The following is a 26,917-nucleotide window of genomic DNA, read 5'->3' as shown; positions in this document are numbered from 1 at the left end:
AATTCTGAAATACAACCGATCAGCCGAAGAGGTCGACCGGCTTCACGATGTCGGCGTAGATCAGCAGGACACCCATCCCCATGAGCAGGACAGCCACGGCGTAGGTGAGCGGCAGGAGCCTGGCCATGTCGAAGGGCCCCGGATCCGGCCGCTTCAGCAGGCGGGCGATCCCGCGACGGAGGCCCTCCCAGAGCGCTCCCGCCACGTGCCCGCCGTCGAGCGGGAGCAGCGGGACCAGGTTGAACACGAACAGGGCGAGGTTCACGCCGGCGACGAGTCCGACGAGCGTCGCCACGCGGGAGACCAGGGGGATCTCCTCCATCGCGGAGATCTCCCCCGCGATCCTGCCGACGCCCACCACGCTGATCGGACCCTCCGGGTCACGGGGAGCGTCCGAGAACGCTGCCTGGCCCACCTCGACGACGCGTTGCGGGAGGTTGAGGACCACTCCCGCGACGCGGGCCAGAGAGTCGCCGACGGCCGGGAGGACCGCACTCGCCGGCTGCGGCACCAGTTCCTGCGTCGACCCGATGCCGATGAAACCGACCTCCTGGGTCACGGCGTTGCCCTCGTCGTCGACCTCGACGGCGCCGTCGGCCGTCGTGACCGGCCGCTCCGTCAGCAGGGGGGTGATCCGGGAATCGACGGTCTCGCCGTCGCGCACAACGGTGATGCCGACCTCGCGTCCCGCTGCCTCACGGATCCACCCGGAGAACTCGTTCCAGTCGGTGACCTCCCTGCCGTCGAAGGCGACGACGCGGTCCCCCGGCTCGAGGCCCGCCTCGAAGGCGGGGGCGGCGGGATCATCCGGGCCGCAGTCGGTCTGGCCTGTGGCCGCCTGCTGGCTTGCCGGCACCACGCACCGGTAGACCTCGGCCACCGTCGTGGTCGCCTGGGCGGTGCCGAACCCCATGATGAGCACGGCGAACAGGACCGTCCCGATCAGGAGGTTCATCAGTGGCCCGCCGAGCATGATGACGATCCGCTTCCAGATGGGCAGCTTGTAGAAGACACGGTTCTCGTCGCCGGGCTGCAGCTGTTCGGCGGCGGCCTGGCGGGCATCGTCGGTCAGCTGCTGGAAGACGCCGGTGCTGGACTGCCGTACCGCGCCGGCCTCGGACGTCGCGGGCGGGAACATGCCCACCATCGAGACGTAGCCGCCGGCCGGGATCGCCTTCAGCCCGTACTCGGTCTCCCCCCGGCGCCGGGACCAGACCGTTGGGCCGAAGCCGATCATGTACTGCGTGACACGGACCCGGCAGAGCTTCGCGGGCACCAGGTGACCCACCTCGTGCAGGGCGATCGACGCCGCGATCCCGATCACGACGAAGAGCACGCCGGCGAGAAACAAGAGAACAGTCACAGCTTTTCCTTCTGGCCTTCCGAACGGGCTGCCGTGTCCGGCAGCGGCGACCCCAGCGGAGTTTCCTCGAGGCCACAACGGACCCGGGCCCTCGCCCGTGCCCAGCGCTCCGCGTCGAGCACCGCAGCCAGGGTCAGCGCCCCACCGGCACCCCCGCTGTCAACGGCACGCTGGTCGTCGACGACGGCGGCCACCGTGTCCACGATGTCAGGAAAACCTATGGCTCCCCTGTGAAAAGCATCCACGGCCTCCTCGTTCGCGGCGTTGTAGACGGCCATGCGCGTGCCGCCCTCGACTGCCGCACGCTTGGCGAGCGCGATCGCCGGGAAGGCCTCCTCGTCCAGCGGCTCGAAGGTCCACTCGGCGGGCCGGCTCCAGTCGCAGGCACGCGCCGACCCCGGAACCCGGAACGGCCAGCCGATCCCGAGGGCGATTGGGAGACGCATGTCGGGCGGGGAGGCCTGGGCCAGCGTGGAACCGTCGATGAACTGCACCATCGAGTGGATGACGGACTGCGGGTGGACGACGACGTCGATCCGCTCCAGCGGGATGTCGAAGAGGAGGTGCGCCTCGATCACCTCGAGGGCCTTGTTGACCATGGAGGCGGAGTTCGTGCTGATCACCCGGCCCATGTCCCACGTGGGATGGGCGAGGGCCTGCGCCGGCGTGACGTCCTGCAGCTGCGCGCGCGTCCGGCCACGGAACGGGCCACCGGACGCCGTGAGGACCAGGCGGTCCACCTCGTCGGCCGTGCCGCCGCGGAGCGCCTGGGCGATCGCGGAGTGCTCCGAGTCGACGGGGACGAGTTGCCCGGGGGCGGCCGCCGCACGCACGAGCGCTCCCCCGGCGATCAGCGACTCCTTGTTGGCCAGTGCGAGCAGGTGTCCGGCGGCGAGCGCGGCCAGGGTCGGCTCCAGGCCGATGGACCCAGTGATGCCGTTCAGGACGACGTCGGCGTCGGGCCAGGCCGCCACCTTCGTCGCGGCGCCCTCACCGGCGAAGAGCTCCGGTGCGTAGCCGGTGACGCTGGCCGCATCGGCGGCCTGCCCGATCGCACGGTCCAGGTCCGTTTCGGATGCGGATGCGACCCCGACGGCGGGAGCCCGGACCGCCACGGCCTGGCGGGCGAGAAGCTCCAGGTTCCGCCCGCCGGCGCTGAGGCCGGCAACACTGAAGCGGTCGGGAGCCGCGGCGATCACGTCGAGTGCCTGGGTCCCGATGGAGCCCGTGGAACCGAGGATGGAGACGCGCCGATGCTGCCGGGAGGGGTTGCTGAAATCCATGGCCCCAGTATCCCGCAGGTTGTCGGCGTCCATCCTTCCGGCTCCGTCCTCGGGGTCCGCTGAGCGCACATCGAGGCCGAGGCCGCCCGCCGACTGGCCGGGAACGCCACGTCCTGGCTCCGTCTGCTCACCCACCCGTACACGGGTGCCATCCTGGGCCTCGACCGCACGCGGTACCGACCGAGCGAGGACCTACGGACCTGGATCCAGCTCCGGGAGAAGACATGCAGCTTCTACGGCTGCTCCCGTCCGGCCAGCCGCTGCGACCTCGATCATCTGATGCCCTGGGCCGATGACGGCTCCACCAGTGCGGACAACCTCTATCCCGCCTGCAGGCGGCACCACATGCTCAAGCACCGGACCGACTGGACGCCGAGTCCCGATCCCGATGGCGGACTGACCTGGCGGTCGCCGGGAGGTCGGACCTATACGACGCCGCCCGAACCACCGCCTGCTGACTCGCATTCATCGACGACCGCCCGGATCATGAACCATCTCGGGACGGCGATGCGCACTGAACGGACGCTCCACGTCGAGTCTCCGCCGCCCTTCTGACGAGCGAAGCCTCAATGGACCACGCTCTCTGGGAGTCGATCGAGCGAGTCTCGATCCTGGCGGGCTCCCTCAGGTCGGTCGGACAGCGCGCAGATTAGCGTGCAGGGCCCCTGTCCGGGCGTGCGAAACTTCCAGGCGTCCGGTCAGGCTGTGAACGCGTGCTTCCAACGACGCTGTCGTCGATGCGTCCGGCTCCCCTACCTCCGGCGAGGCCGGACCCTATCGGCCCGTCGCCCTGCCCAGGACGCTGCGGGCGTGTCGCAGGATCGGCTCGTCCACCATGCGCCCCTCGTAGGCGAACACCCCCCGCTCCCCCTCCGCGGCGGCGAGCAGCGCGCGGGCGCGCTCCACCTCGGCGTCGTCGGGGGCGAAAGCGGCACGGATCGCAGCGACCTGCCCGGGGTGGATGCAGGCCTTCGCCGTGAACCCGGAGGCGGCAGCATCCTCGGCCTCGGCGGAAAGGCCTTCGGTGTCGGCGATGTCGACGTAGACGGCATCGATGCAGCCCACGCCCGCCGCCCCGGCCGCTAGGAGTACCTGCGAGCGCGCCTGAAGTGCGACCGCCCGGTAGGTGCCGCCCGACGTCCTGCTGGACGTGCCGCCCAGCGAGGCGACGAGGTCCTCGGCGCCCCACATCAGCGCGGTGACGCCGTCGGCGCGGGCGATCGCCGAGGCCTCCACGACTCCGCGGGCCGTCTCGACGAGGGCGATGACCTCGACGTCCCCGAGGACCTTACGAACCGCGGCGACATGCTCGGGCGACTCCGTCTTGGCGAGCATGACGGTGCGGTAGCCGGTGCGGCGGACGGCTTCGCAGTCGAGGGTGAAGTCCGCCGTACCCACCGCGTTGAGCCGCACCATGGTGCGCTCGGGGGCGAGCGGAACCTCGGCGAGCGCCGCCCGCGCGGCCTCCTTGGCCCCGGGCGCGACCGCGTCTTCCAGGTCGAGGATGACGGTGTCGGCGCGGTCGGCGGCCTTGCCGTAGCGCTCCGGGCGGTCCGCGGGGCAGAAGAGCAGCGCAGGGCCGAGGGTGGCAGCACTCACGATCGTCCCTCCCGGGCCGCAGTCGAGGACCACATCAGCACGGAGCGGGTCGCCGTCGCCACGACGTCGCCGTGCTGGTTGCGCCCGGTGTGGGCCATCGACACGATGCCCTGCCCGGGGCGCGAGGACGACGGGCGGATGCCGGTGATCTCGGTCTCGGTGTACAGGGTGTCGCCGTGGAAGAGCGGCCGGGGGAAGGCGATGTCGGCGAGCCCCAGCTGGGCCACGATGGTGCCCTGCGTGAGCTGCGTGACGGACTGGCCGACGAGCGTCGCCAGGGTCAGCATCGAGTTCACGAGACGCTGCCCGAAGGGCTGCCCGGCGGACCAGGCGGCGTCGAGGTGCAGGGCCTGGGTATTCATGGTCAGCGTGGTGAACAGGACGTTGTCCGCCTCCGTCAGGGTGCGCCCGGGCCGGTGGGCATACACCGTGCCGACGTCGAGCTCGTCGAAGTACAGGCCGCGCTGCTCGATGACGCGCCCGGTCGGCACGGCGTCACCGCTCATGCGGCGGCTTCCCCGAGCTCGATCCGCAGGGGCGCTCCGGTCGCGGCGATCACGTCCTCGACGGTGACACCGGGTGCGGTCTCGCGCAGCACCAGGGTGCCGCCGTCGTCGGGTTCGACGTCGATCACGGCGAGGTCGGTGACGATCCGGTCCACGCACCCCTTGCCCGTGAGCGGCAGGGAGCAGGAATCGACGATCTTCGGCCGGCCGGAGCGGTCGACGTGTTCCATCATCACGATGACGCGTTTCGCACCGAAGACGAGGTCCATGGCCCCGCCCATGCCCTTGACCATCTTGCCGGGGACCATCCAGTTGGCGAGGTCCCCGTTCCGCGCGACCTCCATGGCTCCGAGGACGGCGACATCGACGTGGCCGCCGCGGATCATCCCGAAGGATGCCGCGGAATCGAAGAACGCGGCCCCGGGGTTGGCGGTGACGGTCTCCTTCCCCGCGTTGATGAGGTCCGGGTCCACCGCGTCCTCCGCGGGATAGGGGCCTACGCCGAGGATCCCGTTCTCGGAGTGCAGCACCACCTCGACGCCCGCCGGGATGTAGTTGGGGATGAGGGTGGGCATGCCGATGCCGAGGTTGACGTACTGTCCGTTCTCCAGTTCCTGCGCAACCCGGGCGGCGAGCTCGTTGCGGGTTCGTGCCATGGTCATGCTCCTTCGGGGGCGGGGGCGGTGAGCGACACGGTGCGCTTCTCGACGCGCTTCTCGGCGTCGGGCACCAGGACCACGCGCTGGACGAAGATCCCGGGTGTGTGGATGGAGCCGGGATCGAGCTCGCCGGGTTCGACGAGCTCCTCGACCTCCGCGATGGTGATCCTGCCGGCGGAGGCGCACAGCGGGTTGAAGTTCATCGCGGTGGCATGGAAGACGAGGTTGCCGTGGCGGTCGCCCTTCCAGGCATGCACTAGTGCGTAGTCCGGGCGGAGTGACTCCTCGAGCACGTAGTCGACGCCGTCGAAGGACCGCACCTCCTTGGGCTTGGACGCGACGGCCACGTTGCCGGCGTCGTCGTACCGCTGGGGCAGACCGCCCTCGCTGACCTGGGTGCCCACACCCGCCGTGGTGTAGAACGCGGGGATGCCCGCACCACCCGCACGGAGCTTCTCGGCGAGGGTTCCCTGGGGGGTGAGCTCGACCTCGAGCTCGCCCGCGAGGTACTGGCGCGCGAACTCCTTGTTCTCCCCGACGTAGGAACTGATGGTCCTGCGGATCCGGTGCTCGGACAGCAGGATGCCGAGGCCCCAGTCGTCGACGCCGCAATTGTTGCTCACGGTCTCGAGCTCCGCCGTCCCCTGCGCGTGCAGGGCCTCGATCAGGGCTCCCGGGATGCCGCACAGGCCGAATCCGCCGACGGCCAGTGAGGCACCGTCGGGGATGTCCGCCACGGCCTCTGCCGCGCTGCCAACCACCTTGTTGATCACTGCTTCTCCTTACGTGTCGCGGGCCGCTACTGCGCCCCGGGGGTGCCGGCCGAGAGGCCGAGTTCCCTCGCGATCAGCATGAGCTGGACCTCCGTGGTTCCTTCGCCGATCTCGAGGATCTTGGAGTCACGGTAATGCCTGGACACCACGAACTCGTTGATGAAACCGTAGCCGCCGAAGATCTGTGTCGCATCGCGGGCGTTGTCCATGGCCGCCTCACCGGCCACGAGCTTCGCGATCGAGGCCTGCGTCTTGAACGGCTTGCCGGCGAGCATGCGCGATGCCGCGTCGTAGTACGCCAGGCGGGCGGTGTGCGCGCGGACCTGCATGCGGGCGATCTTGAACTGGATGGACTGGTAGGCGCCGATGGTGCTGCCGAAGGCCATCCGCTCCCCGGCGTAGCGGATCGACTCCTCCACGCAGCCCTGCGCCGCACCGGTCGCGAGCGCCGCGATGGCGATCCGCCCCTCGTCGAGGATCTGCAGGAAGTTGGCGTACCCCCGGCCGCGCAGGCCGAGCAGGTTCGCCTCCGGCACGCGGACGTCCCGGAGCGTGAGCGGATGCGTGTCCGAGGCGTTCCAGCCCACCTTGTTGTAGGCCTTCTCGGCCGTGAAGCCCGGCGTGTCCGAGGGGACGAGGAGAGTGGAGATCTCCTTCTTCACGGAGCCGTCCGGGCGCTTGGAAGTCCCGGTCACGGCGGTGACCGTGACCAGCGAGGTGATGTCGGTGCCCGAGTTCGTGATGAACTCCTTGGTGCCGTTGATCACCCACTCGGGGCCGTCGGCGCCGTCCTCGAGCCTCGCCGTCGTCTTCGTGCCGGAGGCGTCGGAGCCCGCCTCCGATTCAGTGAGGCCGAACCCGCCGAGGGCCGTCCCCGCCGCGAGGGAGGGCAGCCACTGCTGCTTCTGCTCCTCCGTGCCGAACCGGTAGACCGGCATGGCCCCGAGCGACACCCCGGCTTCGAGGGTGATGGCCACGGACTGGTCCACGCGCGCCAGCTGCTCGAGGGCCAGGCACAGCGCGAAGTAGTCGCCGCCCATGCCCCCGTACTCCTCGGGGAACGGCAGGCCGAACAGGCCCATGTCCCCCATCTGCTTGACCACCTCGTAGGGGAAGCTGTGCTCGGCGTCGTGCTTCGCGGAGACCGGCGCCACCACCTCGTCCGCGAAGTCGCGGACCGTGTCGACGAGGTCCTGGTATTCATCGCTCAGTTCGAAGTTCATGCTGCATTCCCTTCCTCCGGGATCGGTGCGGGACCGCCCTCCGGGGCGGCCTCGATGGTTGCGACGACCTGCTGCGCGCGGACGAGATCCCCGGGCTTCAGGGACAGTCGGACGACGCCGGACAGTGCGGCGGTGAGCTGGTGCTCCATCTTCATGGCCTCGACCGCGACGAGGACGTCGCCCGCCTGCACGGCGGCGCCGTCCTCGACGGCCACGGACACCACGGTCCCCGGCATGGGGCTCCGCACCAACGGGTCGGCCGATCCTTCCTCGCGGGTGATCCGGGACAGGGCTGCGTCGAGCAGTTCCCGGCGCCCGGGCCGGCGGAGGCGTGCCGACCAGCCGGCCTCGCCCAGCCACACGGTGTCCCCGTGGACGGCGTGCTGCCGGCGCGACCGCAGGCCGTCCACCGTCGCTCCGCCGTGGGCGTCGACCCGGACCGCCAGGGCTGCATCCGGACCGGCGTCGCCGGACACGGTCCATCCGCTGCCGGCACGCAGGAGCCGGACGGTCGCCGTCGCGCCGCCGTCGAGTTCGAGCGTCACCGTGCGGGGACGGGCCGCCCCGAGCCGGAACCCGTCGCCGCGACGCCATGGCGACCCAGCGGACCCGCGGGGCCCTGGGAGTCCTGCTAGTTCGGCCTCGACGAGCAGCACGCCGGCGAGCGCGATCTCCTCCGCGGTGACGTGCCGGAAGGGCAGGCCTGGGAGCCGGCGCTCGATCAGGGTGGTGTCGAGGCGTGCCGCCCGCACGTCGTCGTCGTTCACGAGCAGGCGGAGGTACTCGATGTTGGTGTCCACGCCCAGCACCACCGTGCCGGCGAGCGCCGCGTCCAGGCGGTCGAGTGCCTGCCCGCGGTCCGCGCCCCAGGCGATGACCTTGGCGAGCATCGGATCGTACGACGACGAGACGGACCCGCCGGCCAGGAGCGAGCTGTCCACGCGGATGCCCTCCCCCGCCGGCTCGGTGAGTGCCAGGATGCTGCCGGTGGACGGCAGGAATCCTGCCTCGGAGTTCTCGGCGTACACGCGCGCCTCGACCGCGTGACCGGTGAGGACGACGTCCTCCTGCGCCAGCGGCAGTTCCTCGCCGGCAGCGATGCGGATCTGCCACTCGACGAGGTCGACGCCGGTCACGAGTTCCGTCACGGGGTGCTCGACCTGCAGGCGGGTGTTCATCTCCATGAAGAAGAACTCGTCGGGGGCGGCATCGGACACGAGGAATTCCACCGTCCCGGCTCCGGTGTAGTCGACGCTGCGCGCCGCACTGCAGGCTGCCTCGCCGATCCTGCGGCGCGTGGCCTCGTCCAGCAGGGACGAGGGAGCCTCCTCGATCACCTTCTGGTGCCGGCGCTGCAGGGAGCACTCGCGCTCGCCGAGGTGGAGGACGGTGCCGTGCGAGTCCGCGAGCACCTGCACCTCGATGTGCCGGGGGCGTTCGATGAGGCGCTCGAGGAACAGCGTGTCGTCGCCGAAGGCGCGCTCGGCGACACGCCGGGCCGTGGCGAGCGCCTCCGGCAGGTCCTCGGGCCGGTGCACGGCGTGCATGCCCTTGCCCCCTCCGCCGGCCGAGGGCTTGATGAGCAGGGGGAAGCCGACGTCGCGGGCGGCGCGGAGGAGGTCGTCGTCGGACAGCCCGGGTTCGGCGACGCCGGGCACCACGGGGACGCCGAACCCGGCGACGTGGTTCTTGGACCGGATCTTGTCCCCCATGACGTCCAGCGCGTGGACGGAGGGCCCGATGAACACGATGCCCTGCTCCCGCAGTGCGTCCGCGAACGCGGCGTTCTCGCTGAGGAACCCGTAGCCGGGGTGGACCGCCCCCGCTCCGGTACGGCGGCACGCGTCGAGCACGGCAGGAATGGACAGGTAGCTCTCCGACGGCGATGCCCCACCGATGCGCACGGCGAGGTCCGCTTCGAGGACGTGCCGGGCCCCGGCGTCGGCGTCGCTGTAAACGGCGACCGAGCGGAGGCCGAGCGCACGGACCGTGCGGAGGACGCGGCTCGCGATCTCGCCCCGGTTCGCGACGAGGACGGTGTCGAAGGGCCAGGAGCCCCTTCGGGAGGAAGTGGTGGGTGTCATGGGGTCACATCCGGAAGAGGCCGAAGGAGGTGTCGGGCAGGGGCGCGTTGGCACACACGTCGAGCGCGAGGCCGAGGACGGTGCGCGTGTCCGCCGGATCGATCACGCCGTCGTCCCACAGGCGCGCCGTCGAGTAGTAGGGGTTTCCCTGCGCCTCGTACTGGTCGCGGATGGGGTTCCGGAACGCCTCCTCCTCCTCGGGCGACCAGTCCTCACCGCGGGCCTCCAGCTGGTCGCGCCGGACGGTCGCGAGGACCGACGAGGCCTGGTTCCCGCCCATCACCGAGATGCGGCCGGCGGGCCACATCCAGAGGAAGCGCGGGGAGAAGGCACGCCCGCACATGGAGTAGTTGCCGGCACCGAAGGACCCGCCGACGACGACGGTCAGCTTCGGGACCCGGCACGTGGCCACGGCGGTGACCATCTTGGCCCCGTTCTTCGCGATGCCGCCCGCCTCGTAGTCCTTCCCGACCATGAACCCGGACAGGTTCTGCAGGAAGACCAGGGGAACCCCCCGCTGGTCGCAGAGCTCAATGAAGTGGGCTCCCTTGAGGGCGGACTCGCTGAACAGGACGCCGTTGTTGGCGACGATCCCGACGCGGTGGCCGGAAATCGTCGCGAAGCCCGTGACGAGCGTGGTGCCGTACTCCCGCTTGAACTCGTGGAAGAGCGAGCCGTCGACGATCCGGGCGATGACCTCCCGCGCGTCGTAGGAGGCGTTGACGTCCGTCGGCACCGCTCCGTACAGCTCGTCCTGCGGAACCACCGGCTCGAGGACCGGCAGTTCGGGGACCGAGGTCCCGTACGGATCGGACCGGACGGGCGGCGGAAGCGTCGCGATGATGTCCCGCACGATCTCCAGAGCGTGCTGGTCGTTCTCGGCGAGGTGGTCGGTGACGCCGGACACGCGGGCGTGCACGTCGCCGCCGCCGAGTTCCTCGGCCGTGACCACTTCGCCGATCGCGGCCTTCACGAGCGGGGGCCCGCCGAGGAAGATGGTGCCCTGGTTGCGGACGATCACGGTCTCGTCGCTCATGGCCGGCACGTAGGCACCGCCCGCGGTGCAGCTGCCCAGGACGGCAGCGATCTGCGGGATCTTGCGGGCCGACATGGTGGCCTGGTTGTAGAAGATCCGGCCGAAGTGGTTGCGGTCCGGGAAAACCTCGTCCTGGCGCGGCAGGAAGGCGCCGCCGGAATCGACGAGGTAGACGCACGGCAGGTTGTTCTCGAGGGCGATCTCCTGGGCCCGGAGGTGCTTCTTGACCGTCATCGGGTAGTACGTCCCGCCCTTGACGGTGGCGTCATTGGAGATCACGAGCACGTGGCGCCCGTGGACCAGGCCGATGCCGGCGATCACGCCGGCGCCGGGGCACTCGTCGTCGTACATGCCGTTCGCCGCCAGCGGTGCGATCTCCAGGAAGGGGCTGCCGTCGTCGAGGAGCTGGTCGATGCGCTCGCGCGGCAGGAGCTTGCCGCGCGCGACATGGCGTTCCCGGGAGCGTTCCGGTCCGCCCAGCGCTGCAGTGGCGAGCCGGCGCCGCAGGTCCCCGACGAGTTCCGCCTGGGCCGCGGAATTCGCCGCGAACGCCGCTGAGAGCGGATCGACCTTCGAAGCCAGAGTCTCCATCGACTACTTCCTCGCATGCTGTTCAGTTAGCAGGCGCTAACCCGATTCAGGTTAGTGGTCATTAACCTGCCTGTCCATCAGAATGATGGGACAACTCCCCCGCGGACGACAAGGACCTGCATGGAGGCACTGCCCACCGAAGACCGCGTGACGGGCCGGAGCATCGCGAAGGCCACCCGGCGTGCGGCGCTCCTCGACGCCGCGGCGCACCTGTTCGCCGACCGCGGCTACAACGGGGTGTCCATCGAGGATCTCGGCGCCGCCGCGGGAGTGAGCGGGCCGGCGGTCTACCGGCACTTCCCCGGCAAGCCGTCGGTACTCTCCGCCCTGCTCACCGGCGTCAGCGAGGACCTGCTGGAGGGTGGGCGGGCAGTCGCCGACGGCGCGTCCTCCCCAGAGGAGGCGCTCCGGGGGCTGATCCGTTTCCAGGTGGCGTTCGCCCTGACCAACGCCGACGTCATCCGCGTGCAGGACCGGGACCTCGGCTCACTGCCGCACGACGACGAACGCACGGTCCGCTCCCTGCAGCGGAGCTACGTGCAGGTATGGGTGGACCAACTCGCCGACTACCTCCCGGACACCGACCGGTCGCTGCTGCGGCGCAAGGTCCACGCCGTGTTCGGGCTGATCAATTCCACCCCCCATACCGCGCACGGGACGAGTTCCGGGCGCGAGCTCGGGGCGTTGCGGGACCTGCTGCAGGACATGGCCTGGGCCGCCCTGACCGTATGACGCCGGAATCATGACGCCGGAATCGCGCCCCCGCCACCCATGCGCAGTCGCCTAGTACGCTGAAACCACGAGAAGTATCGGCCGCGCTGCCCGCCCGGCCACTCCACCGACTGAAAGTACCGCTGTGATCACGCTACGTCCCGTTGAAGCCTCCGACATCGACGCCTTCTTCTCGCACCAGCTGGATCCCAGCGCCAATCACATGGCGGCCTTCGGCGCCAAGAACCCCTCGGACAGGGGCGTCTTCGACCACCACTGGCAGGACATCCTGAACGACAGCAAGATCACGGTGCGCACCATCCTCTCGGACGGCGAGGTGGTGGGCAGCATCCTCGCCTACCACCACGACGCGACCCCGGAGATCAGCTACTGGATCGACCGCTCCCGCTGGGGACAGGGCATCACCACCGCCGCCGTCGGCCAATTCCTCAACGAGGTGACCCAGCGGCCCATCCGCGCCCGGGCCGTAGCCGACAACGCTAGTTCCATTCGGATCCTCGAGCGATGGGGCTTCCAGCACGTGGGCGAGACCCAGGGCTTCGCCCCTGCCCGCGGCGCCGTGGTGCGGGAACTCATCCTCGAACTGCCGTAACCTCCCGCCGAGGGCTCCGTGGCGGTTCCCCCGGCGGCGCGGACGCCCGGCGGGACCACCTGCCCAGCTGGACCGTCCGCATCGCTGGACCATCCGTAGGGCTAGACCATTGTCAGGACCATTGCCGGATTCCGGAGGATCGCGCCGACGTCGGCCAGGAACCGGGATCCCTGCTCGCCGTCGACGAGCCGGTGGTCGAAGGACAGGCTCAGTGTCAGGACCGACCGCAGCGCGACGGTGCCCTGGTACTCCCACGGCATGCTGCGGACCGCACCCACGGCCAGGATGGCCGCTTCGCCCGGGTTCAGGATCGGTGTACCGGCGTCGATGCCGAACACTCCGATGTTGGTGATCGACATAGTTCCGCCCGCGAGGTCGGCCGGCGGAGTCCTGCCCGCACGGGCCGTCTCCGTCAGCGTCCCGATCGCCCGGGCGAGGTCCACCAGCGTCAGAGCCTGAGCGGCCTTGATGTTCGGCACGAGCAGGCCCCGCGGTGTGGCGGCGGCGATCCCGAGGTTCACATCCCCGTACTGCACGATCTCCTGGGCAGCCCCGTCCCACGACGAGTTGAGGGTAGGGTTGCGGGCGATCGCGATGCACACCGCTTTCGCCACGATGGTCAGCGGCGTCACCTTCGTGCCCTCGAAGGCCCGGGCGGCCTTCAGCTCCGCCAGCAGGTCCATGGTGGGGGTGACGTCGATGGTGAGGAACTCCGTCACGTGCGGCGCTGTGAACGCGCTCGCCACCATGGCGTCCGCGGTGTGCTTCCGCATCCCGCGGATCGGCGTCCGGGTCTCCCCCGCCGAGGCATGCGGGGACGTAGCGCCGGCCGGCGCGGCCCTTGGCATTGGCGGTGCGGCGCTCGGTGCTGCTGGTGCTGCCGGCGCGGCGCTCGGTGGTACGGGCGCTGTCTGTGCGGCGCCTGGTGATGCCGACACTACCGGCACTGTCGGTGGTACGGGGCTTCCCGCGGTGCCCGCGAGCGCGGCGAGGACGTCGTCCCGCGTGATCAGGGCCCCGGGGCCGGTGCCGGTCAGGGCGTCGAGGGTGATTCCGAGGTCCCGGGCGAGCTTCCGTACGGGTGGCGTGGACCGCGGCCGCTCCCCGCGTCGTGCGATTCCCGGAACCGCAGGTGCCGTGGGCAACGCAGACGGTTCAAGTGACGTAGTCGCCGCAGGCGGTGTGGGCGGTGCAGGCCGCCCAGCCGATGCAGTGGCCGCAGCCGGTGCAGGCGATGGAGGCAGAGTCACCGGGTCTGCGGCCAGCATTGCCGCACTCGCAGGCGGCTTCGCAGGTACGAGGACCGAAGGTACGGGGTCGGCAGGCACGGGGGCCGCGGACCCCGCGGACTGGAACGTACGGCTCCGGCGCTGCGGACGCCCTCCCTTCTCGACGGCGGCACCGTACCCCACGAGGTTGGGCTCACGCTTCGCGGGCACTTCGCCGCTCTCCGGCGGGTACGCGGTCGCGGAACCCATCGCGGAACCCATCGCGGAACCGGTCGCTGAACCGGTCGCGGAAGCCGGCGGGTACGGAGAGGAGGAACCCGACGGGTGGGCCTGAGGCATCGGGGCGTCATCGTCACCCGTCACCTCGAAGGAGACGATCGGCGCTCCGACGTCGACGACGGTCCCCGCGGCCTCGTGCAGGCGCACCACGACGCCGGCGTACGGTGACGGCAGTTCGACGACGGCCTTGGCCGTCTCGACGTCGGCGATGATCTGGTTCAGCTCGACGGTGTCGCCCTCCGCGACGTGCCACTGGAGGATCTCCGACTCGGTCAGGCCCTCACCCAGATCCGGGAGCCGGAACTCCCTGATCCGACTCCCCGTTCCCGGAGCCGCCGGGCCCGGTGCCGTTCCCGGTGCCGCCGTTCCTGGTGCCGCCGAGCCAGGCGCCGTCCCTGGTGCCGCCGAGCCAGGCGCCGTCCCTGGCGCCATCCCCGGTGCCATTTCTGGTGCCGCCGTCACAGTGCCGGTCCTTCCATGTCCAGTCCGCTCAGGGAGTTCGGCCGGCGCAGCACGCGGTCCACGCCGTCGAGGATGCGGTCCAGGTCGGGCAGGTGGTGGAACTCGAGCTTGGAATAGGGATAGGGGATGTCGAAGCCCGTGATCCGGACGGGAGCGTGCTCGAGGTAGTCGAAGCACCGCTCCGTGATGCTGGCGGCGATCTCCGCGCCGAGACCGCCCGACCGGGCGGCCTCGTGCGTGACGACCAGCCGGCCTGTCTTCCGTACCGAGGCCTCCACCGTGGGGAAATCGATCGGTGCGAGCGAGCGCAGGTCGATCACCTCGATCGAGATGCCGTCGTCGGACGCCGCGATGGCGGCATCGCGTGCCGTCGGCACGAGGGGCCCGTAGGTGACCAGCGTGACGTCCCGTCCCTCGGTGACCACACGGGCGGCACCCATGTCCGACGCCGACAGGTCTTCGGCCTCGTCGACCTCGCCCTTGACGTGGTAGCGGCGCTTGGGCTCGAAGTACAGCACCGGGTCGTCACTGGCGATGGCCTGCTGGATCATCGAATAGGCGTCCTGCGGGTTGGACGGACTCACCACGCGCAGGCCCGACGTGTGCGTGAAGTAGGCCTCGGGCGACTCCGAGTGGTGCTCCGGTGAACCGATGCCGCCGCCGAAGGGCACGCGGATGGTGATCGGCATCCTCACCGCGCCCCGCGTCCGGTAGTGCAGCTTGGCCACCTGGCTCACGATCTGGTCGAACGCCGGATAGATGAAACCGTCGAACTGGATCTCGACGACCGGGCGGTAGCCCCGGTACGCCATGCCGACGGCGGTGCCCATAATGCCCGCCTCGGCGAGCGGAGTGTCCATCACGCGGTGCGCCCCGAAGTCCTTCTGCAGTCCGTCGGTGATGCGGAAGACGCCGCCGAGCCTGCCGATGTCCTCGCCCAGGAGGACCACCTTGGGATCGTCGTCCATGGCGCGTCGCAGGCCCGCGTTGATCGCGCGGCCGAAGGTCATGGTGGACATCAGCGGTGTCCTTCCTGTGCTGGCTGGTCGAAGGAGGCGAGGTAGCGCTCGTAGTGGTCCTGCTGGCGGTCGAGCTCGGGGTGGGGCGTGCTGTAGACGTGGCGGAAGACGTCCGACGGCGCCGGCTCGGGCATCGAGACGCAGCCCTCACGCAGTTCCGCGGCGACGGCGTCGGCCCTGGCCTTCACCGCATCCGTGTAGTCGGCCCCGAGGAGGCCGAAGGAGTCGAGCAGGGTGGCGAGCCGTGCCAGCGGATCGCGGGCCACCCAGTCCTCGAGTTCGTTCGGGTCGCGGTAGCGCGTGGGGTCGTCCGCCGTCGTGTGCGGGCCCATGCGGTAGGTCACGGCTTCGATGAAAGTGGGGCCGCCGCCGGAGCGTGCCCGGGCGAGGGCCTCGCGCGTGACGGCGAGGCACGCGAGGACGTCGTTCCCGTCGACCCGCACGGACGGGATGCCGAAGCCCGGCGCCCGGCGCGCGATCGGCACGTGCGCCTGCAGGCCCACCGGCTCGGAGATGGCCCAGTGGTTGTTCTGGCAGAAGAAGACGACAGGCGCCTGGTAGCTCGCGGCGAAGACCATAGCCTCGTTGACGTCGCCCTGGCTCGTGGCTCCGTCCCCGAAGTAGGTCACCGCGACGGAGTCCGCACCGTCGTTGATGATGCCCATCGCGTAGCCCGTGGCGTGGAGGGTCTGCGCGCCGATGATCACCTGGGGCGTCGCCATGTTGATCGTGTAGGGGTCCCACCCCGAGGAGGCGTTGCCGCGCCAGACACGCAGGATGTCTGCGAGGTCCACTCCCCGGCAGTAGGCGACGCCGTTCTCGCGGTAGCTGGAGAAGACGAAGTCGTCCGAGCGCAGGGCGCGGCCGGAGCCGATCTGGGCGGCTTCCTGCCCGAGGAGCGGCGGCCAGAGTGCCAGCTCGCCCTGGCGCTGCAGCGCGGTGGCTTCGGCATCGATGCGCCGCACCACCACCATGTCCTCGTAGAGCTTCTGGAGGGCGGCGCCGTCGACGTCGGCCACGAGACGGTCGTAGTGTGCGTGCGGGTGGCGGACCCCGGAAGGATCGATGAGCTGGACGGGCTCGTCCGCGGCGGGGCGGACGGGGCCGGGGAGGACCAGCCCCCTCGCCGGTCCTGCGTCGTCGTCTCCGCCGGTGGATCCCGATCCTGGCCGGGCGCCGTCCTGGGTCATCGCACGCAACCTTCACACTCGCAGGCACCCCTCCGCGGGCTACCCGTAGGGAGGGGCTCCGGGCGCCGTTGCCCGGAGTGATTGTGACCCTACTCACGCCGAACAGGTGGCACAACCGTTCTGTCCTCGGCTGAGCACTATGCACTATTCGGCCCCTTCAGGCCGTGTTAGCGTTGCGCACTATGCAACCCCTCGACCTCACCGACACGCGGCTGCTGCAGGCCCTGGCCAAGGACCCCCGACGCACCGTGGTCGCCCTTGCGCAGAAGCTGGGGCTGTCACGGAACACGGTGCAGGCGAGGATGGCCCAGCTCGAGAAAAAGGCGGTCTTCCTCTCCTTCGAGCGGCGCATCAATACCGTGTCGCTCGGTTACCCGCTGACCGCCTTCATCCACGTCCACGTGCAGCAGCAGAAGCTGGCATCCATCACGCGCAGCATCGCCGCCGTCCCCGAGGTCATCGAGGCGTTCGGACTGACGGGGCAGGCCGACATCCTGGTCCGTGTGGTCGCCGTCGACGCCGAGGACCTCTTCCGGATCAACGGCAAGATCCTTGCGTGCGACGGGGTGGAGCGCTGCGACACCTCACTCGCCATGGGCGAGCTCATTCCCTTCCGCGTCGAGCCGCTGCTCGCACGCGGCCCGCGCACGGCGTCCTGACCTCCCGGCCAGGACGCCGCACCGGTCAGCGGCCGCTGCGCGTGTAGGACAGGCCGAACCCGGCCGGGAACAGCGGGTTGGCGGTGTCGTTCGGTACGTCCGGCAGCTGGGCTTCGACCTCGGCCATGGAGGACGGCAGTTCGAACGGCAGGCGCCCGCCCGGCTCCCCCTTGCCCCGCAGCACGTCCAGCAGCACGCTGTCCGACACGCCGTAGTCCGCGAGGACCGCGTCCGCGTGCTCGACGACGTTGCCGAGGATCAGGGGCCGTGCGAGGTTCGGGACGGCGACTGTCGGGATGCCTGCATCCGACGCCGCGAGCAGCGCCTGGTAGCCCGGCTCGTCACCGCTGAAGTCGAGGTCCGTCAGGTCGGCTCCGCCGCGCGGGTCGGCGAGCCGGACGACGGCGAGGTCCGCCTCCGCAGGCGTGGCCACGGGAGTGAAGCCCGCGTCGCGCGCGGCGTCGGCGTCGATCCCGGAGAGGAAGACCTTCCGGACGTCCCTGCGGGACACCGGCAGGACGCCGTCGTTGCTCAGCAGCGTCAGCGACGCGGCCTGCGCAGCGTCGCCCGCCTTCGCCGACTTGGTGCTGCCGACGATCCGCTCCGCAGCGCTGACGTCGACGTAGGGGTTCTCGAAGAGTCCCAGTTCGAACTTCTGCTGCAGGACGCGCCGTGCCGCCTCGTCCACGCGCTCCTCGCCGAGCAGCCCCTGGCCTACCGCCTCGAGGATGTACTGCGGCTTGTCGCTGCCGCCGATGATGTCGACGCCCGCGTTCACCGCGCTCGCGTAGCGCTCGGCCAGCGTCAGGTCCTCGACGCCCCACGGCATGCCCGCTCCGTGTGCTCCGACGAAGGACAGCGGCGGACGGAGTGCCAGGCACGACGCCGGGCAGTCGTTGGCGATGCCCCAGTCCGACGTGATGACGCCGTCGAACCCGTACTCCCCGCGCAGCACGTCCTGCAGGAGGTACTCGTTGTGGTTCGCGCCCACCTGCTCCACGGCCGTCCCGTTGCGCTCCAGGTCCTGCAGGATCGAGTAGGTCGGCATGATGCCCGAGGCCCCGGCGGCGAAGGCGCCCTCGTAGGGGGTCAGGTGCTCCTCGAAGTTGTTGCCGGGGAACGCCGCGTACCGGCCGTAGTAGTAGTGGCTGTCGTAGCCGTTGACCTGGGCGCCGTAGCCCACCCAGTGCTTGACGACCGTGGCGACGCTGTCCGGGGTGAGTCCGTCCGATCCGCCCTGCATCCCCTCGACGTAGGCCTGGACGTGTTCGCGCACCTCCTCGCCCGTGGCGCCGAACGTGCCGTTGATACGGGTCCACCGGGGCTCGGTGGCAAGGTCTGCCTGCGGGGACAGCGCCTCGTGGATGCCGACCGCGCGGTACTCCCTGCGGATGATGTCGGCCATCGCTTTGGTCGTTTCCGGATCGTCCACCGCTCCCATGCCGATCGGGTCGGGGAACGGGGTGAAGTCACCGTTCGAGACGGTCTGCCCCTCCGTCACGGTGAAGCCGTTGCGTGAATCGGTGCTGATCTTCAGGGGGATGCCGAACGGCTGCTGCTCGGCGAGCGCCTGGAGGTCGTTGTGCTCGCTCGCGAGGGTTCCCGCCCCGACCCCGAGCCGGGAGATGAACGTGGTGATGTGGCGTTCCTCGAGGAGCCGGGAGAACACGGCGCGGTCGTAGGTGCCCCTGCCCGTCAGGGAGGCGTGCATGAGCTGCCCGGCCTTCTCCTCGAGGGAGAGCCGCGCGACGAGGTCCGTCGCGCGTTCCTCCGGGCTGAGGCGCCAGTCCTCGTAAGGGGTCAGCGTGCCGTTCCCGTCGAGGTCGCGGAAGGACCGCCCATCCACCCTGATGATCTCCGCGGACCGGCTGTCCAGTGCCGGCTGGCGGACCTTCTGCTGGGGAGCTGCGCTCGCCGCCGACCCTGATGCGAGGATCGTCGCCAGCAATGCGCCGGCGGTGACGGCGGCGACGGGTCCCCGACCTCGTCGCCTGCCTGCTGCACTCGTGCGCGGTGCCGTGGCGCGGCTCGTTCCCGCGTCCGAATTCTTGCCCATGATTACTCCTTCGTAATGGGTACAGGTTGTCCTGGTGTGTGCCAGGTTACACAAAACCGAGCAACACTAGGTTTTGTGCCGCGGCTGCAGGTCACCCTTTACACTCGACCCATGAGCGGAAAGGCGCCGGGCACCTATGCCAAGGGCATCGAACGGCGTCGCGACCTGCTGAGGATCGCCGCGGACGTCTTCGCCGCCGAGGGATTTGAGGGCACCACCCTCAAGCTCGTCGCGGAGCGGGCAGGCATCAAGGAAGCAACACTGTTCCACTACTTCAGCGGCAAGCAGGACCTGCTGACCGCGGTGCTCGCCGACCGCGACGAGCAGAACACCGCGTGGACCGGCGGGGCGGCGATAGCCCTCGCCGACCTTCCGGGCATCGCCGAGCGCAATGAGCAGCATCCCGGCCTGACCGCGCTGTTCGCCGTGGCATCTGCCACCGCGACCCGGCCGGGACACGCCGCCAGGGACTACTTCCGGAACCGCTACGCGTGGCTCGTCGAGAGGACCGCCGGGAACATCGCCGATGCGCAGGCGCGCGGTGAGATCCGCGCGGACATCTCCCCCGAGGACGCTGCGCGTATCATCATCGGCGTGTTCGACGGCATCCAGCTCCAGTGGCTGTACGACCCGGACGTGAGCATGCCGGCCGCGCTGGCGGGTGTCCTCCGGCTCCTGGAACCATAGTCCCCCACGACGAACCAGTTAAGACGAAAGAGGCCGCCCCGGGTGGGGCGGCCTCGTTCGTCCTGCGGGTGTGCGTCAGTGGTCGGTGGCCTTCTCGGCGCCGACGCCGGTGAGCGACCGTACTTCCATCTCGGCCTGCTTCATCGGGTCCTCCTTCGTCCTGGAGAGCGTGGTGCCCAGCCAGCCGAGGAAGAACGCGAGCGGGATGGAGACGATGCCCGGGTTGCTCAGGGGGAACAGCGAGAAGTCCGCCCCCTGGATCATCGACTTCTCGCCGCCGGAGACGACGGGCGAGAGGGCGATGAGGAGGATCGCGGAGCCGAGGCCGCCGTACATGCTCCAGACCGCTCCCTGGGTGTTGAACTTCCGCCAGAACAGCGAGTAGAGGATGGTGGGCAGGTTGGCGCTGGCCGCGACGGCGAATGCGAGCGCCACCAGGAATGCCACGTTCTGCCCCTGGGCGCCGATACCGCCGGCGATGGACACCAGGCCGATCACGATCACCGTGCGGCGGGCCACCTTGACCTCGCCGTCGGGGTCCACCTTGCCGCGGCGGATGACGCTGGCGTAGATGTCATGGGCGAACGAGGCGGCCGCCGTGATGGTCAGGCCCGCGACGACCGCCAGGATCGTGGCGAACGCGACGGCGGAGATGAGTCCGAGCAGGATGGACCCGCCGAGCTCGTAGGCCAGCAGCGGCGCTGCGGAGTTCACGCCGCCGGGTGCCGCCTTGATACGGTCCGCGCCGATCAGCGCGCTGGCGCCGTAGCCCAGCACGAGGGTGAAGAGGTAGAAGGCGCCGATGAGCCAGATGGCCCAGACCACCGAGCGTCGGGCCTCCTTGGCGGTGGGCACGGTGTAGAAGCGCATGAGCACGTGCGGCAGGGCAGCCGTCCCGAGCACGAGCGCGAGCGCCAGGGACAGGAAGTCGAGCCTGGTGATGGCGCTGATGCCGTACTGCAGGCCCGGGCTCGTGATGGCCGCGTTGCCGGAGGTCTCGACGGCGGCACCGAGCAGGGTGGAGAGGTTGAAGCCGTGGATCGCCAGGACCCAGACCGTCATGACGAATGCGCCGGCGATCAGCAGGCAGGCCTTGATGATCTGCACCCAGGTGGTGCCCTTCATGCCACCGATCAGCACGTACATGATCATGAGGACGCCGACGACCGTGATGACGATGGACTGTCCGAGTTTGTCGTTGATGCCGAGCAGGAGCGAGACGAGTCCGCCCGCACCGGCCATCTGGGCGAGCAGGTAGAAGAAGCAGACCGCCAGGGTGGTGATGGCAGCTGCGATGCGGACGGGCCGCTGCTTGAGCCGGAAGGACAGGACGTCCGCCATGGTGAACTTGCCCGTGTTGCGGAGGAGTTCCGCGACGAGGAGCAGCGCCACGAGCCAGGCCACGAGGAAACCGATCGAGTACAGGAATCCGTCATAGCCGTTGATGGCGATGGCACCGACGATGCCCAGGAAGGAGGCGGCCGAGAGGTAGTCGCCCGCGATGGCGGTACCGTTCTGCGGACCGGTGAACGAGCGCCCGGCCGCGTAGTAGTCCGCCGCCGTCTTGTTGTTGCGGCTGGCCCTCAGCACGATCACGAGGGTGATCGCGACGAACAGGCCGAAGATCGAGATGTTGAGGATCGGGGAACCGACGGTCGTTGCCTCGGCGGTCTGGAGTGGCAGGCGGAGGCCCGCCCCGGTCGTGGGGATCATTTGTTTCCGCCTGCTGGGTCGATGAACACTTCGGGTGCCGCTTCCTCGAGCTCATGCCGGATGCTGGCGGCGATGGGGTCGAGACGCCTGTTGGCGTAGCTGACGTACCACATGGTGATGGCGAAGGTGCTGACGAACTGCAGCAGCCCGAGGATGATGCCGATGTTGATGTTGCCGAAGACCGGCGTCGCCATGAAGTCGTGCGCGTAGTCGGCCAGCAGCACGTAGGCGAAGTACCAGAGCAGGAAGAACACTGCCATGGGGAAGACGAAGCTGCGATGGCGCTTGCGCAGGTCCTTGAACTGCTCGGTCTGCTGGACTTCGGTGAAGTCGACGGCAGCACCGGAGCCGGAAACCGGCTCGACTGGGTGCGAACCCATTGTTCCTCCTTCTATCGGACGTCACGCCGGCCGCCGCGCGGCCTCGTCGCCGCGCACAAGAGCACGTCGGTGTGACTCCCATCACTGTGCGGCACGACGACGACCGTCACCAGCAGCGCACGGCACCCCGTCGGTGAGTGCACAGCACGATGCGCCGAACGGTCGGCGGACGCGGCGAGCGCCGCCCCCGGGGTTCGTGCCGGGACCGCTGCATGCTCCCGTCCCGCTCCCGTCCTGATCCCAGCGGTGTCGCGGGCTCCCGTCGGACGGAAAGCCCGGAGGCTAGGCTGGAACCATGTTCAGCGCCGCCGTCGACACCGCGCTGGTGTGCGCCGTCGCCATCATCACCCTCGCCGTCGTGGCCTCGCTCGGGTTCCGCCTCTCACGCTCCTACCGGGATCTCGGCTCCGACGCCGACCGCGCCACCTACGACACGCTCCACACGGCCGCCCTCGCCTCCGAGCACCTGCGCGAGGGCCTCACACCGGCCGGGGCTCCGAAGGCGGCACGCCACCTGCGCGGACTCCTGCGCTGCGACATCCTCCTCATCAGCGACGACGCGGGCGTGCTGGCCTGGGACGGCGAGCGCACGGCCGCACCCGACGTGATGCCGCTGGTCCGGCAGGTCCTCGAGAGCGGCCGCACCCAGATCTTCCGCCGCCAGCGCCTCGACGCCGCGGGCCTGACCGGCCTCGGCGAACTCGTGCTGTCCCCGGTCCGCGGGGACAAGCGCGTGGTGGGCACTGTCGGCGCCTTCGCGGGAGACGTCAACGCCGGACTCGTCCGCGCCACCAACGAGCTCGCGGGCTGGGTGTCCACGCAGGTGGAGCTCGCGGAACTGGACTCGTCCCGGCGGCTGCTGGCGGAGGCGGAAGTACGTGCCCTCCGTGCGCAGATCAGCCCGCACTTCATCTACAACTCGCTCAACGCCATCGCGTCCTTCATCAATACGGACCCACAGCGGGCCCGTGAGCTCGTGGTCGAGTTCGCCGACTTCACGCGCTACTCCTTCCGCCGCCACGGCGACTTCACCACCGTGGCCGAGGAGCTGCGGAGCATCGACCGTTACCTCCTGCTCGAGCGCGCGCGCTTCGGGGATCGGCTGAAGGTCCGCCTCGAGATCGGCCCGGAGGTCCTCAGCACCGTGATCCCCTTCCTCAGCCTCCAGCCGCTGGTGGAGAACGCGGTGCGCCACGGCCTCGACTCGAAGGACGGCGTCGGGAACATCACCATCACGGCCCACGACGTCGGGCCCTTCGCCGAGGTGACCATCGAGGACGACGGCGTCGGCATCGATCCGGAACACCTCCGGTCCGTCCTCGCGGGCCACACCGAGGGGGTCCACGTGGGGCTGCGCAACGTCGACTCGCGCCTGCGCCAGGTGTACGGCGACGACCACGGCCTGATCATCGACACGGCGCCCGGCGCGGGCACGCTGATCACCATGCGGGTGCCCAAGTCGCAGCCCGACCACCAGGCGTGAGCCGCGTAACCTAGGACACATGGTCAATGTTCTCATCGCCGACGATGAACTCCCCGCCGTCGAGGAACTGGCATTCCTGCTCGGCAAGGACGCGCGGATCGGCACGATCCACCGCGCGTCGAGCGGCGCGGAGGCGCTGAGGACCCTCGAGCAGCACGATGTGGACGCCCTGTTCCTCGACATCCACATGCCGTCCCTGTCCGGACTCGACATCGCCCGTGCGGTCTCGCGCTTTCCCCGTCCTCCCGCCGTCGTCTTCGTCACCGCCGACGAGGACCGGGCGCTCGAGGCGTTCGAGCTGCGCGCCGTCGACTACCTCCTGAAGCCCGTCCGGACCGAGCGGCTCACGGAGTCCGTCCGGCGGATCTGCGAGCTCATGGAAGGCTCGACGGCGGCACCCGAAGTGATCACCGTCGACCAGGGCGGCGTGAGCCGGATGATCCGGCGCGACGACGTCCGCTACGTCCAGGCACAGGGCGACTACGCCCGCCTCCACACCTCCGAGGCGAGCTACCTGATCCGCATCCCCCTCAACGACCTCGAGCGCCAGTGGGCCGAAGCCGGGTTCCTCCGGACGCACCGCTCCTACCTCGTGGCGATGGACCAGGTACGGAAGGTCCGCATCGGTGCCGGCCGCGCCAGCCTCTTCGTCGGCGACGCCGAGCTGCCGGTCAGCCGCCGGCACCTTCCCGACGTCCGGGAGAAGCTCGAGGCGACCCGGCTCCGTCCGAGCCACTGACGGCCGTGCATCCGCTGCCGGCCGCGGCCCTCCCCGGGGAGGAGTCCCTCTGATGCACGACAGTCCGGAGGTCCCCCGCCGCGTCCGGGTCACCGCTCCCAGGACGGCTGCCCGCGCCACCGGGGCTTCCTTCCCCGTGGCACGCGAGATGGCCGAGCAGTCCGAGGTGGGCCAGCTGTTCGTCGCGTCGCTGATCCGGTCGCAGCTGCGCCTGGCCCTCGTGGTGGCCGGCGGGTTCCTGGTCATCCTCATCGGCATCCCGGTGCTGCTCGCACTGTTCCCCGCGATCAACGGCGTGACGATCCTGACCGTACCCATCCCCTGGCTGCTGCTCGGCCTCGGGGTCTATCCCCTGGTCATCGGCTGCGCCGTCCTCTACGTCCGCAGCGCGTCGCGCAACGAGCGCCGCTTCCAGGACCTCGTGGACGATGACTGACGCCCTGGACAACGAGGCCCTGCAGCTGAGCCCCGCCGTCGGCTACACGGCCCTCGTCCTCGTCGCGCTCTGCACCGTGCTGATCGGCATCTACGGCCTGCGCATCTCGCGGACCACCGGCGACTTCTACGTCGCGTCACGCACCGTCCGCCCCTGGTGGAACGCCTCCGCCATCGGCGGCGAGTACCTGTCCGCGGCCAGCTTCCTCGGCATCGCGGGCCTCATCATGATCTCCGGCGCGGACGCCCTCTGGTTCCCGATCGGCTACACCGCCGGATACCTCATGCTCCTGCTGTTCGTCGCCGCTCCCCTGCGCCGTTCCGGGGCCTACACCATCCCGGACTTCGCGCAGGCGCGGCTCGACTCGCTGCTGGTGCGCCGCGTGACGAGCATGCTCGTCGTCGTCGTCGGCTGGCTCTACATCGTCCCGCAACTGCACGGCGCGGCACTGACCGTCCGTATCACCACGGGCCTCCCCGCCTGGGTGGGCCCGCTCGCCGTCGTCGTCGTGGTGTGCCTCAGCGTGGTGACCGGTGGGATGCGCTCGATCACCTTCGTGCAGGCCTTCCAGTACTGGCTCAAGCTCACGGCCCTCGCGGTTCCGGCGGCGTTCATCCTCGTCCGCCTCGGCGCGGAGGGCCAGCCCGTCACGGCAGGCGGGAGCGCCTTCAGCGCCGACCTCGATGCGACGGCGGGCGCGTCCCTCTACGGCACCATCTCGCTGGTCATCGCGCTCCTGTTCGGGACCCTCGGGCTGCCCCACGTCCTCGTCCGTTTCTACACGAACCCCGACGGCGCGTCGGCGCGACGAACGACGCTGATCGTCCTCGGCCTGCTCTCCGTGTTCTACCTGTTCCCCACCGTGTACGGGATCCTGGGGAGGATCCACATGCCGGAGCTCGCGGCGGAGGGGGCGGCGGACGCCACAGTCCTCCTGCTGCCGGGCCGCATCTTCGACGGCGCCGCCGGCGACCTGCTGTCCGCCCTGGTGACCGCCGGTGCCTTCGCGGCGTTCCTCTCGACGACGAGCGGCCTCGTGGTGTCGCTCGCCGGCGTGGTGAGCCAGGAGTTCTTCCAGGGCAGCGTCGCCGGCTTCCGGCGGGCGGCACTCCTCTCGGCGCTCATCCCGCTCGTTCTCGCCCTGCTGACGGACAGCCTGGCGCTGGCCGGCAGCGTCGGCTCCGTGTTCGCCTTCACGGCCTCCACCATCTGCCCGCTGCTGCTCCTCGGGATCTGGTGGCGCGGGCTGACGGATGCGGGAGCCGTCGCGGGGATGCTCGCCGGAGCGGTGCTGTGCGGGGGCGCGATCGCGGGATCGGCACTGCTGGGGCCGGGTGCCGGAGAGCGGTGGGTGGTGCTGGACCAGCCCGCGCTGTGGACCGTGCCGACGGCGTTCCTCACCATGGTGCTCGTCTCGCGGGCGACGGAGGGGCGGCGGCCGGCATCCGCCTCCCGCGTGCTCGCCCGCCTGCATACGCCGGAGCCGCACTGACCCTGCCGGCCGCCCGGACGTCGGGGGCGTCAGGCGGAGTTCAGTCGATGCCCGCCATGAGTTCCACCACGCGCTCCAGGAAGGAGTCCACCTGGTTCTCCTCGTAGCCGTCCGCGCCCCTGGCCTCCCGGAACACGGCCCGGCGGACGACGTCGACGCTCATCGGAGCGCTGTTCTCGAGGTACTGCAGGAGCTCGTCGCACAGGCGGTCCACGTCCTCGACGTTGTAGCTCGGGCTCTTCGTCCTCGTCGGACGGCGGAAGCGCTCCCCCGCGGGCCGGTGCAGGCGCCTCCGGAGCACTGCGGCGGTGCGTCCGATCGTCCGCAGCCACGCCTCCTCGCCCTCCGTGGCGATCACGTGGTCGCGTTCCCGCTGCGCGAAGACGTCCTCGAGCCGGTCCAGCGCGGCGTCGACGGCGGAGGGCTCGTAGCCGCCCCGGGCCGGGTCGAAGGACATGCCGCGCACATCCTTGCTCGTGATGGCACCGTTGGGATGTTCCGCGTCGTAGTGCGCGCGGGCCTTCGTCAGGAAACGGTCCACCTGGCGCGTGTTGTAGCCGAACTCCCGGCGTCCGACGCGTGCGAACGGGGAACTGCCCGGGCGGGCGACATCCATGGTCAGTCCTTCTGGCGAGTGTTTCGTGAGACCGTG

Annotated in this window: 25 protein-coding genes; 9 read left to right on the top strand and 16 right to left on the bottom strand. The window is 70.1% G+C overall.

The features are described 5' to 3' along the window. Nucleotides 1–19: 19 nt before the first annotated feature. Complete coding sequence (locus ACX80I_RS14445) at nt 20–1,363, bottom strand: M50 family metallopeptidase (protein WP_459345805.1); 1,344 nt, start codon at nt 1,361–1,363, stop codon at nt 20–22. Further along, a complete protein-coding gene (gene dxr, locus ACX80I_RS14440) occupies nt 1,360–2,646 on the bottom strand; it encodes a 1-deoxy-D-xylulose-5-phosphate reductoisomerase (protein ID WP_459345804.1) in 1,287 nt (428 codons plus the stop codon). Before dxr ends, ACX80I_RS14445 begins: the two co-directional genes overlap by 4 nt. A 69-nt stretch (nt 2,647–2,715) precedes the next feature. Here dxr and ACX80I_RS14435 point away from each other — a divergent pair, with 69 nt between their 5' ends. Continuing rightward, complete coding sequence (locus tag ACX80I_RS14435) at nt 2,716–3,201, top strand: HNH endonuclease signature motif containing protein (RefSeq protein WP_459345833.1); 486 nt, start codon at nt 2,716–2,718, stop codon at nt 3,199–3,201. Between the two features lie 219 nt (nt 3,202–3,420). On the opposite strand, the gene ACX80I_RS14430 is transcribed toward ACX80I_RS14435, so the two are convergent. Genes ACX80I_RS14430 through ACX80I_RS14400 form a run of 7 tightly spaced genes read right to left on the bottom strand, consistent with a single transcriptional unit; the run spans nt 3,421 to nt 11,117 of the window. Beyond that, on the bottom strand, nt 3,421–4,245 hold the full coding sequence (locus tag ACX80I_RS14430) for an HpcH/HpaI aldolase/citrate lyase family protein (RefSeq protein ID WP_459345803.1): 825 nt from the start codon (nt 4,243–4,245) through the stop codon (nt 3,421–3,423). Next, the gene (locus ACX80I_RS14425) at nt 4,242–4,751 is read right to left on the bottom strand and encodes a MaoC family dehydratase (protein WP_459345802.1); all 510 of its coding nucleotides are present in this window, start codon (nt 4,749–4,751) and stop codon (nt 4,242–4,244) included. Before ACX80I_RS14425 ends, ACX80I_RS14430 begins: the two co-directional genes overlap by 4 nt. Then, entirely contained in the window at nt 4,748–5,407 is a 660-nt protein-coding gene (locus tag ACX80I_RS14420; RefSeq protein ID WP_459345801.1) for a CoA transferase subunit B, read from the bottom strand. Before ACX80I_RS14420 ends, ACX80I_RS14425 begins: the two co-directional genes overlap by 4 nt. 2 nt (nt 5,408–5,409) lie before the next feature. Beyond that, nucleotides 5,410–6,183: a CoA transferase subunit A gene (locus ACX80I_RS14415; RefSeq protein ID WP_459345800.1), complete on the bottom strand. Its 774-nt coding sequence runs from the start codon at nt 6,181–6,183 to the stop codon at nt 5,410–5,412. 26 nt (nt 6,184–6,209) lie between these two features. Beyond that, nucleotides 6,210–7,406 carry an acyl-CoA dehydrogenase family protein gene (locus ACX80I_RS14410; RefSeq protein WP_459345799.1) on the bottom strand — a complete coding sequence of 399 codons (1,197 nt, stop codon included), beginning with the start codon at nt 7,404–7,406 and terminating at the stop codon, nt 6,210–6,212. Further along, nucleotides 7,403–9,490, bottom strand: coding sequence for an acetyl/propionyl/methylcrotonyl-CoA carboxylase subunit alpha (locus ACX80I_RS14405; RefSeq protein WP_459345798.1), 2,088 nt, complete (start codon nt 9,488–9,490; stop codon nt 7,403–7,405). The genes ACX80I_RS14410 and ACX80I_RS14405 overlap by 4 nt, the downstream gene beginning before the upstream one ends. Nucleotides 9,491–9,494: 4 nt before the next feature. Beyond that, on the bottom strand, nt 9,495–11,117 hold the full coding sequence (locus ACX80I_RS14400) for a carboxyl transferase domain-containing protein (RefSeq protein ID WP_459345797.1): 1,623 nt from the start codon (nt 11,115–11,117) through the stop codon (nt 9,495–9,497). A gap of 120 nt (nt 11,118–11,237) precedes the next feature. Between ACX80I_RS14400 and ACX80I_RS14395 the strand changes: the two genes are divergently transcribed. Beyond that, on the top strand, nt 11,238–11,849 hold the full coding sequence (locus tag ACX80I_RS14395; RefSeq protein ID WP_459345796.1) for a TetR/AcrR family transcriptional regulator: 612 nt from the start codon (nt 11,238–11,240) through the stop codon (nt 11,847–11,849). Between the two features lie 124 nt (nt 11,850–11,973). Further along, on the top strand, nt 11,974–12,441 hold the full coding sequence (locus tag ACX80I_RS14390) for a GNAT family N-acetyltransferase (RefSeq protein WP_459345795.1): 468 nt from the start codon (nt 11,974–11,976) through the stop codon (nt 12,439–12,441). 101 nt (nt 12,442–12,542) lie between these two features. On the opposite strand, the gene ACX80I_RS14385 is transcribed toward ACX80I_RS14390, so the two are convergent. The 3 genes from ACX80I_RS14385 to pdhA are packed head-to-tail and all read right to left on the bottom strand — an operon-like array spanning nt 12,543 to nt 16,620. Further along, nucleotides 12,543–14,411 carry a dihydrolipoamide acetyltransferase family protein gene (locus tag ACX80I_RS14385; RefSeq protein ID WP_459345794.1) on the bottom strand — a complete coding sequence of 623 codons (1,869 nt, stop codon included), beginning with the start codon at nt 14,409–14,411 and terminating at the stop codon, nt 12,543–12,545. Next, a complete protein-coding gene (locus ACX80I_RS14380) occupies nt 14,408–15,430 on the bottom strand; it encodes an alpha-ketoacid dehydrogenase subunit beta (RefSeq protein ID WP_459345793.1) in 1,023 nt (340 codons plus the stop codon). The genes ACX80I_RS14385 and ACX80I_RS14380 overlap by 4 nt, the downstream gene beginning before the upstream one ends. Continuing rightward, a complete protein-coding gene (gene pdhA, locus ACX80I_RS14375) occupies nt 15,430–16,620 on the bottom strand; it encodes a pyruvate dehydrogenase (acetyl-transferring) E1 component subunit alpha (RefSeq protein WP_459345792.1) in 1,191 nt (396 codons plus the stop codon). Before pdhA ends, ACX80I_RS14380 begins: the two co-directional genes overlap by 1 nt. Nucleotides 16,621–16,802: 182 nt before the next feature. Here pdhA and ACX80I_RS14370 point away from each other — a divergent pair, with 182 nt between their 5' ends. Next, complete coding sequence (locus ACX80I_RS14370; protein ID WP_459345791.1) at nt 16,803–17,279, top strand: Lrp/AsnC family transcriptional regulator; 477 nt, start codon at nt 16,803–16,805, stop codon at nt 17,277–17,279. Between the two features lie 25 nt (nt 17,280–17,304). Here the strand turns inward: ACX80I_RS14370 and ACX80I_RS14365 are convergent, their stop codons facing one another. Next, nucleotides 17,305–19,335: a glycoside hydrolase family 3 protein gene (locus ACX80I_RS14365; RefSeq protein ID WP_459345790.1), complete on the bottom strand. Its 2,031-nt coding sequence runs from the start codon at nt 19,333–19,335 to the stop codon at nt 17,305–17,307. 111 nt (nt 19,336–19,446) lie between these two features. On the opposite strand from ACX80I_RS14365, the gene ACX80I_RS14360 reads away from it, so the two are divergent. Continuing rightward, nucleotides 19,447–20,022 carry a TetR family transcriptional regulator gene (locus tag ACX80I_RS14360; RefSeq protein ID WP_459345789.1) on the top strand — a complete coding sequence of 192 codons (576 nt, stop codon included), beginning with the start codon at nt 19,447–19,449 and terminating at the stop codon, nt 20,020–20,022. Between the two features lie 75 nt (nt 20,023–20,097). On the opposite strand, the gene ACX80I_RS14355 is transcribed toward ACX80I_RS14360, so the two are convergent. Both ACX80I_RS14355 and ACX80I_RS14350 read right to left on the bottom strand, forming a co-directional pair. Then, a complete protein-coding gene (locus tag ACX80I_RS14355) occupies nt 20,098–21,735 on the bottom strand; it encodes a monocarboxylic acid transporter (RefSeq protein ID WP_459345788.1) in 1,638 nt (545 codons plus the stop codon). After that, nucleotides 21,732–22,115, bottom strand: a complete 384-nt coding sequence (locus ACX80I_RS14350; RefSeq protein ID WP_459345787.1) for a DUF485 domain-containing protein — start codon at nt 22,113–22,115, stop codon at nt 21,732–21,734. Before ACX80I_RS14350 ends, ACX80I_RS14355 begins: the two co-directional genes overlap by 4 nt. A gap of 295 nt (nt 22,116–22,410) precedes the next feature. On the opposite strand from ACX80I_RS14350, the gene ACX80I_RS14345 reads away from it, so the two are divergent. From ACX80I_RS14345 to ACX80I_RS14330, 4 genes are read left to right on the top strand one after another with little or no spacing between them, the layout of a single operon-like run. After that, complete coding sequence (locus tag ACX80I_RS14345; RefSeq protein WP_459345786.1) at nt 22,411–23,598, top strand: sensor histidine kinase; 1,188 nt, start codon at nt 22,411–22,413, stop codon at nt 23,596–23,598. A gap of 19 nt (nt 23,599–23,617) precedes the next feature. Continuing rightward, a complete protein-coding gene (locus tag ACX80I_RS14340) occupies nt 23,618–24,337 on the top strand; it encodes a LytR/AlgR family response regulator transcription factor (protein ID WP_459345785.1) in 720 nt (239 codons plus the stop codon). 52 nt (nt 24,338–24,389) lie between these two features. Next, nucleotides 24,390–24,773 carry a DUF485 domain-containing protein gene (locus ACX80I_RS14335; RefSeq protein WP_459345784.1) on the top strand — a complete coding sequence of 128 codons (384 nt, stop codon included), beginning with the start codon at nt 24,390–24,392 and terminating at the stop codon, nt 24,771–24,773. Between the two features lie 25 nt (nt 24,774–24,798). Beyond that, a complete protein-coding gene (locus ACX80I_RS14330; RefSeq protein WP_459345832.1) occupies nt 24,799–26,265 on the top strand; it encodes a sodium/solute symporter in 1,467 nt (488 codons plus the stop codon). A gap of 40 nt (nt 26,266–26,305) precedes the next feature. Here the strand turns inward: ACX80I_RS14330 and ACX80I_RS14325 are convergent, their stop codons facing one another. Further along, nucleotides 26,306–26,881, bottom strand: coding sequence for a DivIVA domain-containing protein (locus ACX80I_RS14325; protein ID WP_459345783.1), 576 nt, complete (start codon nt 26,879–26,881; stop codon nt 26,306–26,308). Between the last annotated feature and the right edge of the window lie 36 nt (nt 26,882–26,917).

It is taken from the genome of Arthrobacter rhamnosi (assembly GCF_054510855.1).
Note: the sequence above shows the minus strand (reverse complement) of the source record. Positions and strands in the feature narration are given on the sequence as shown.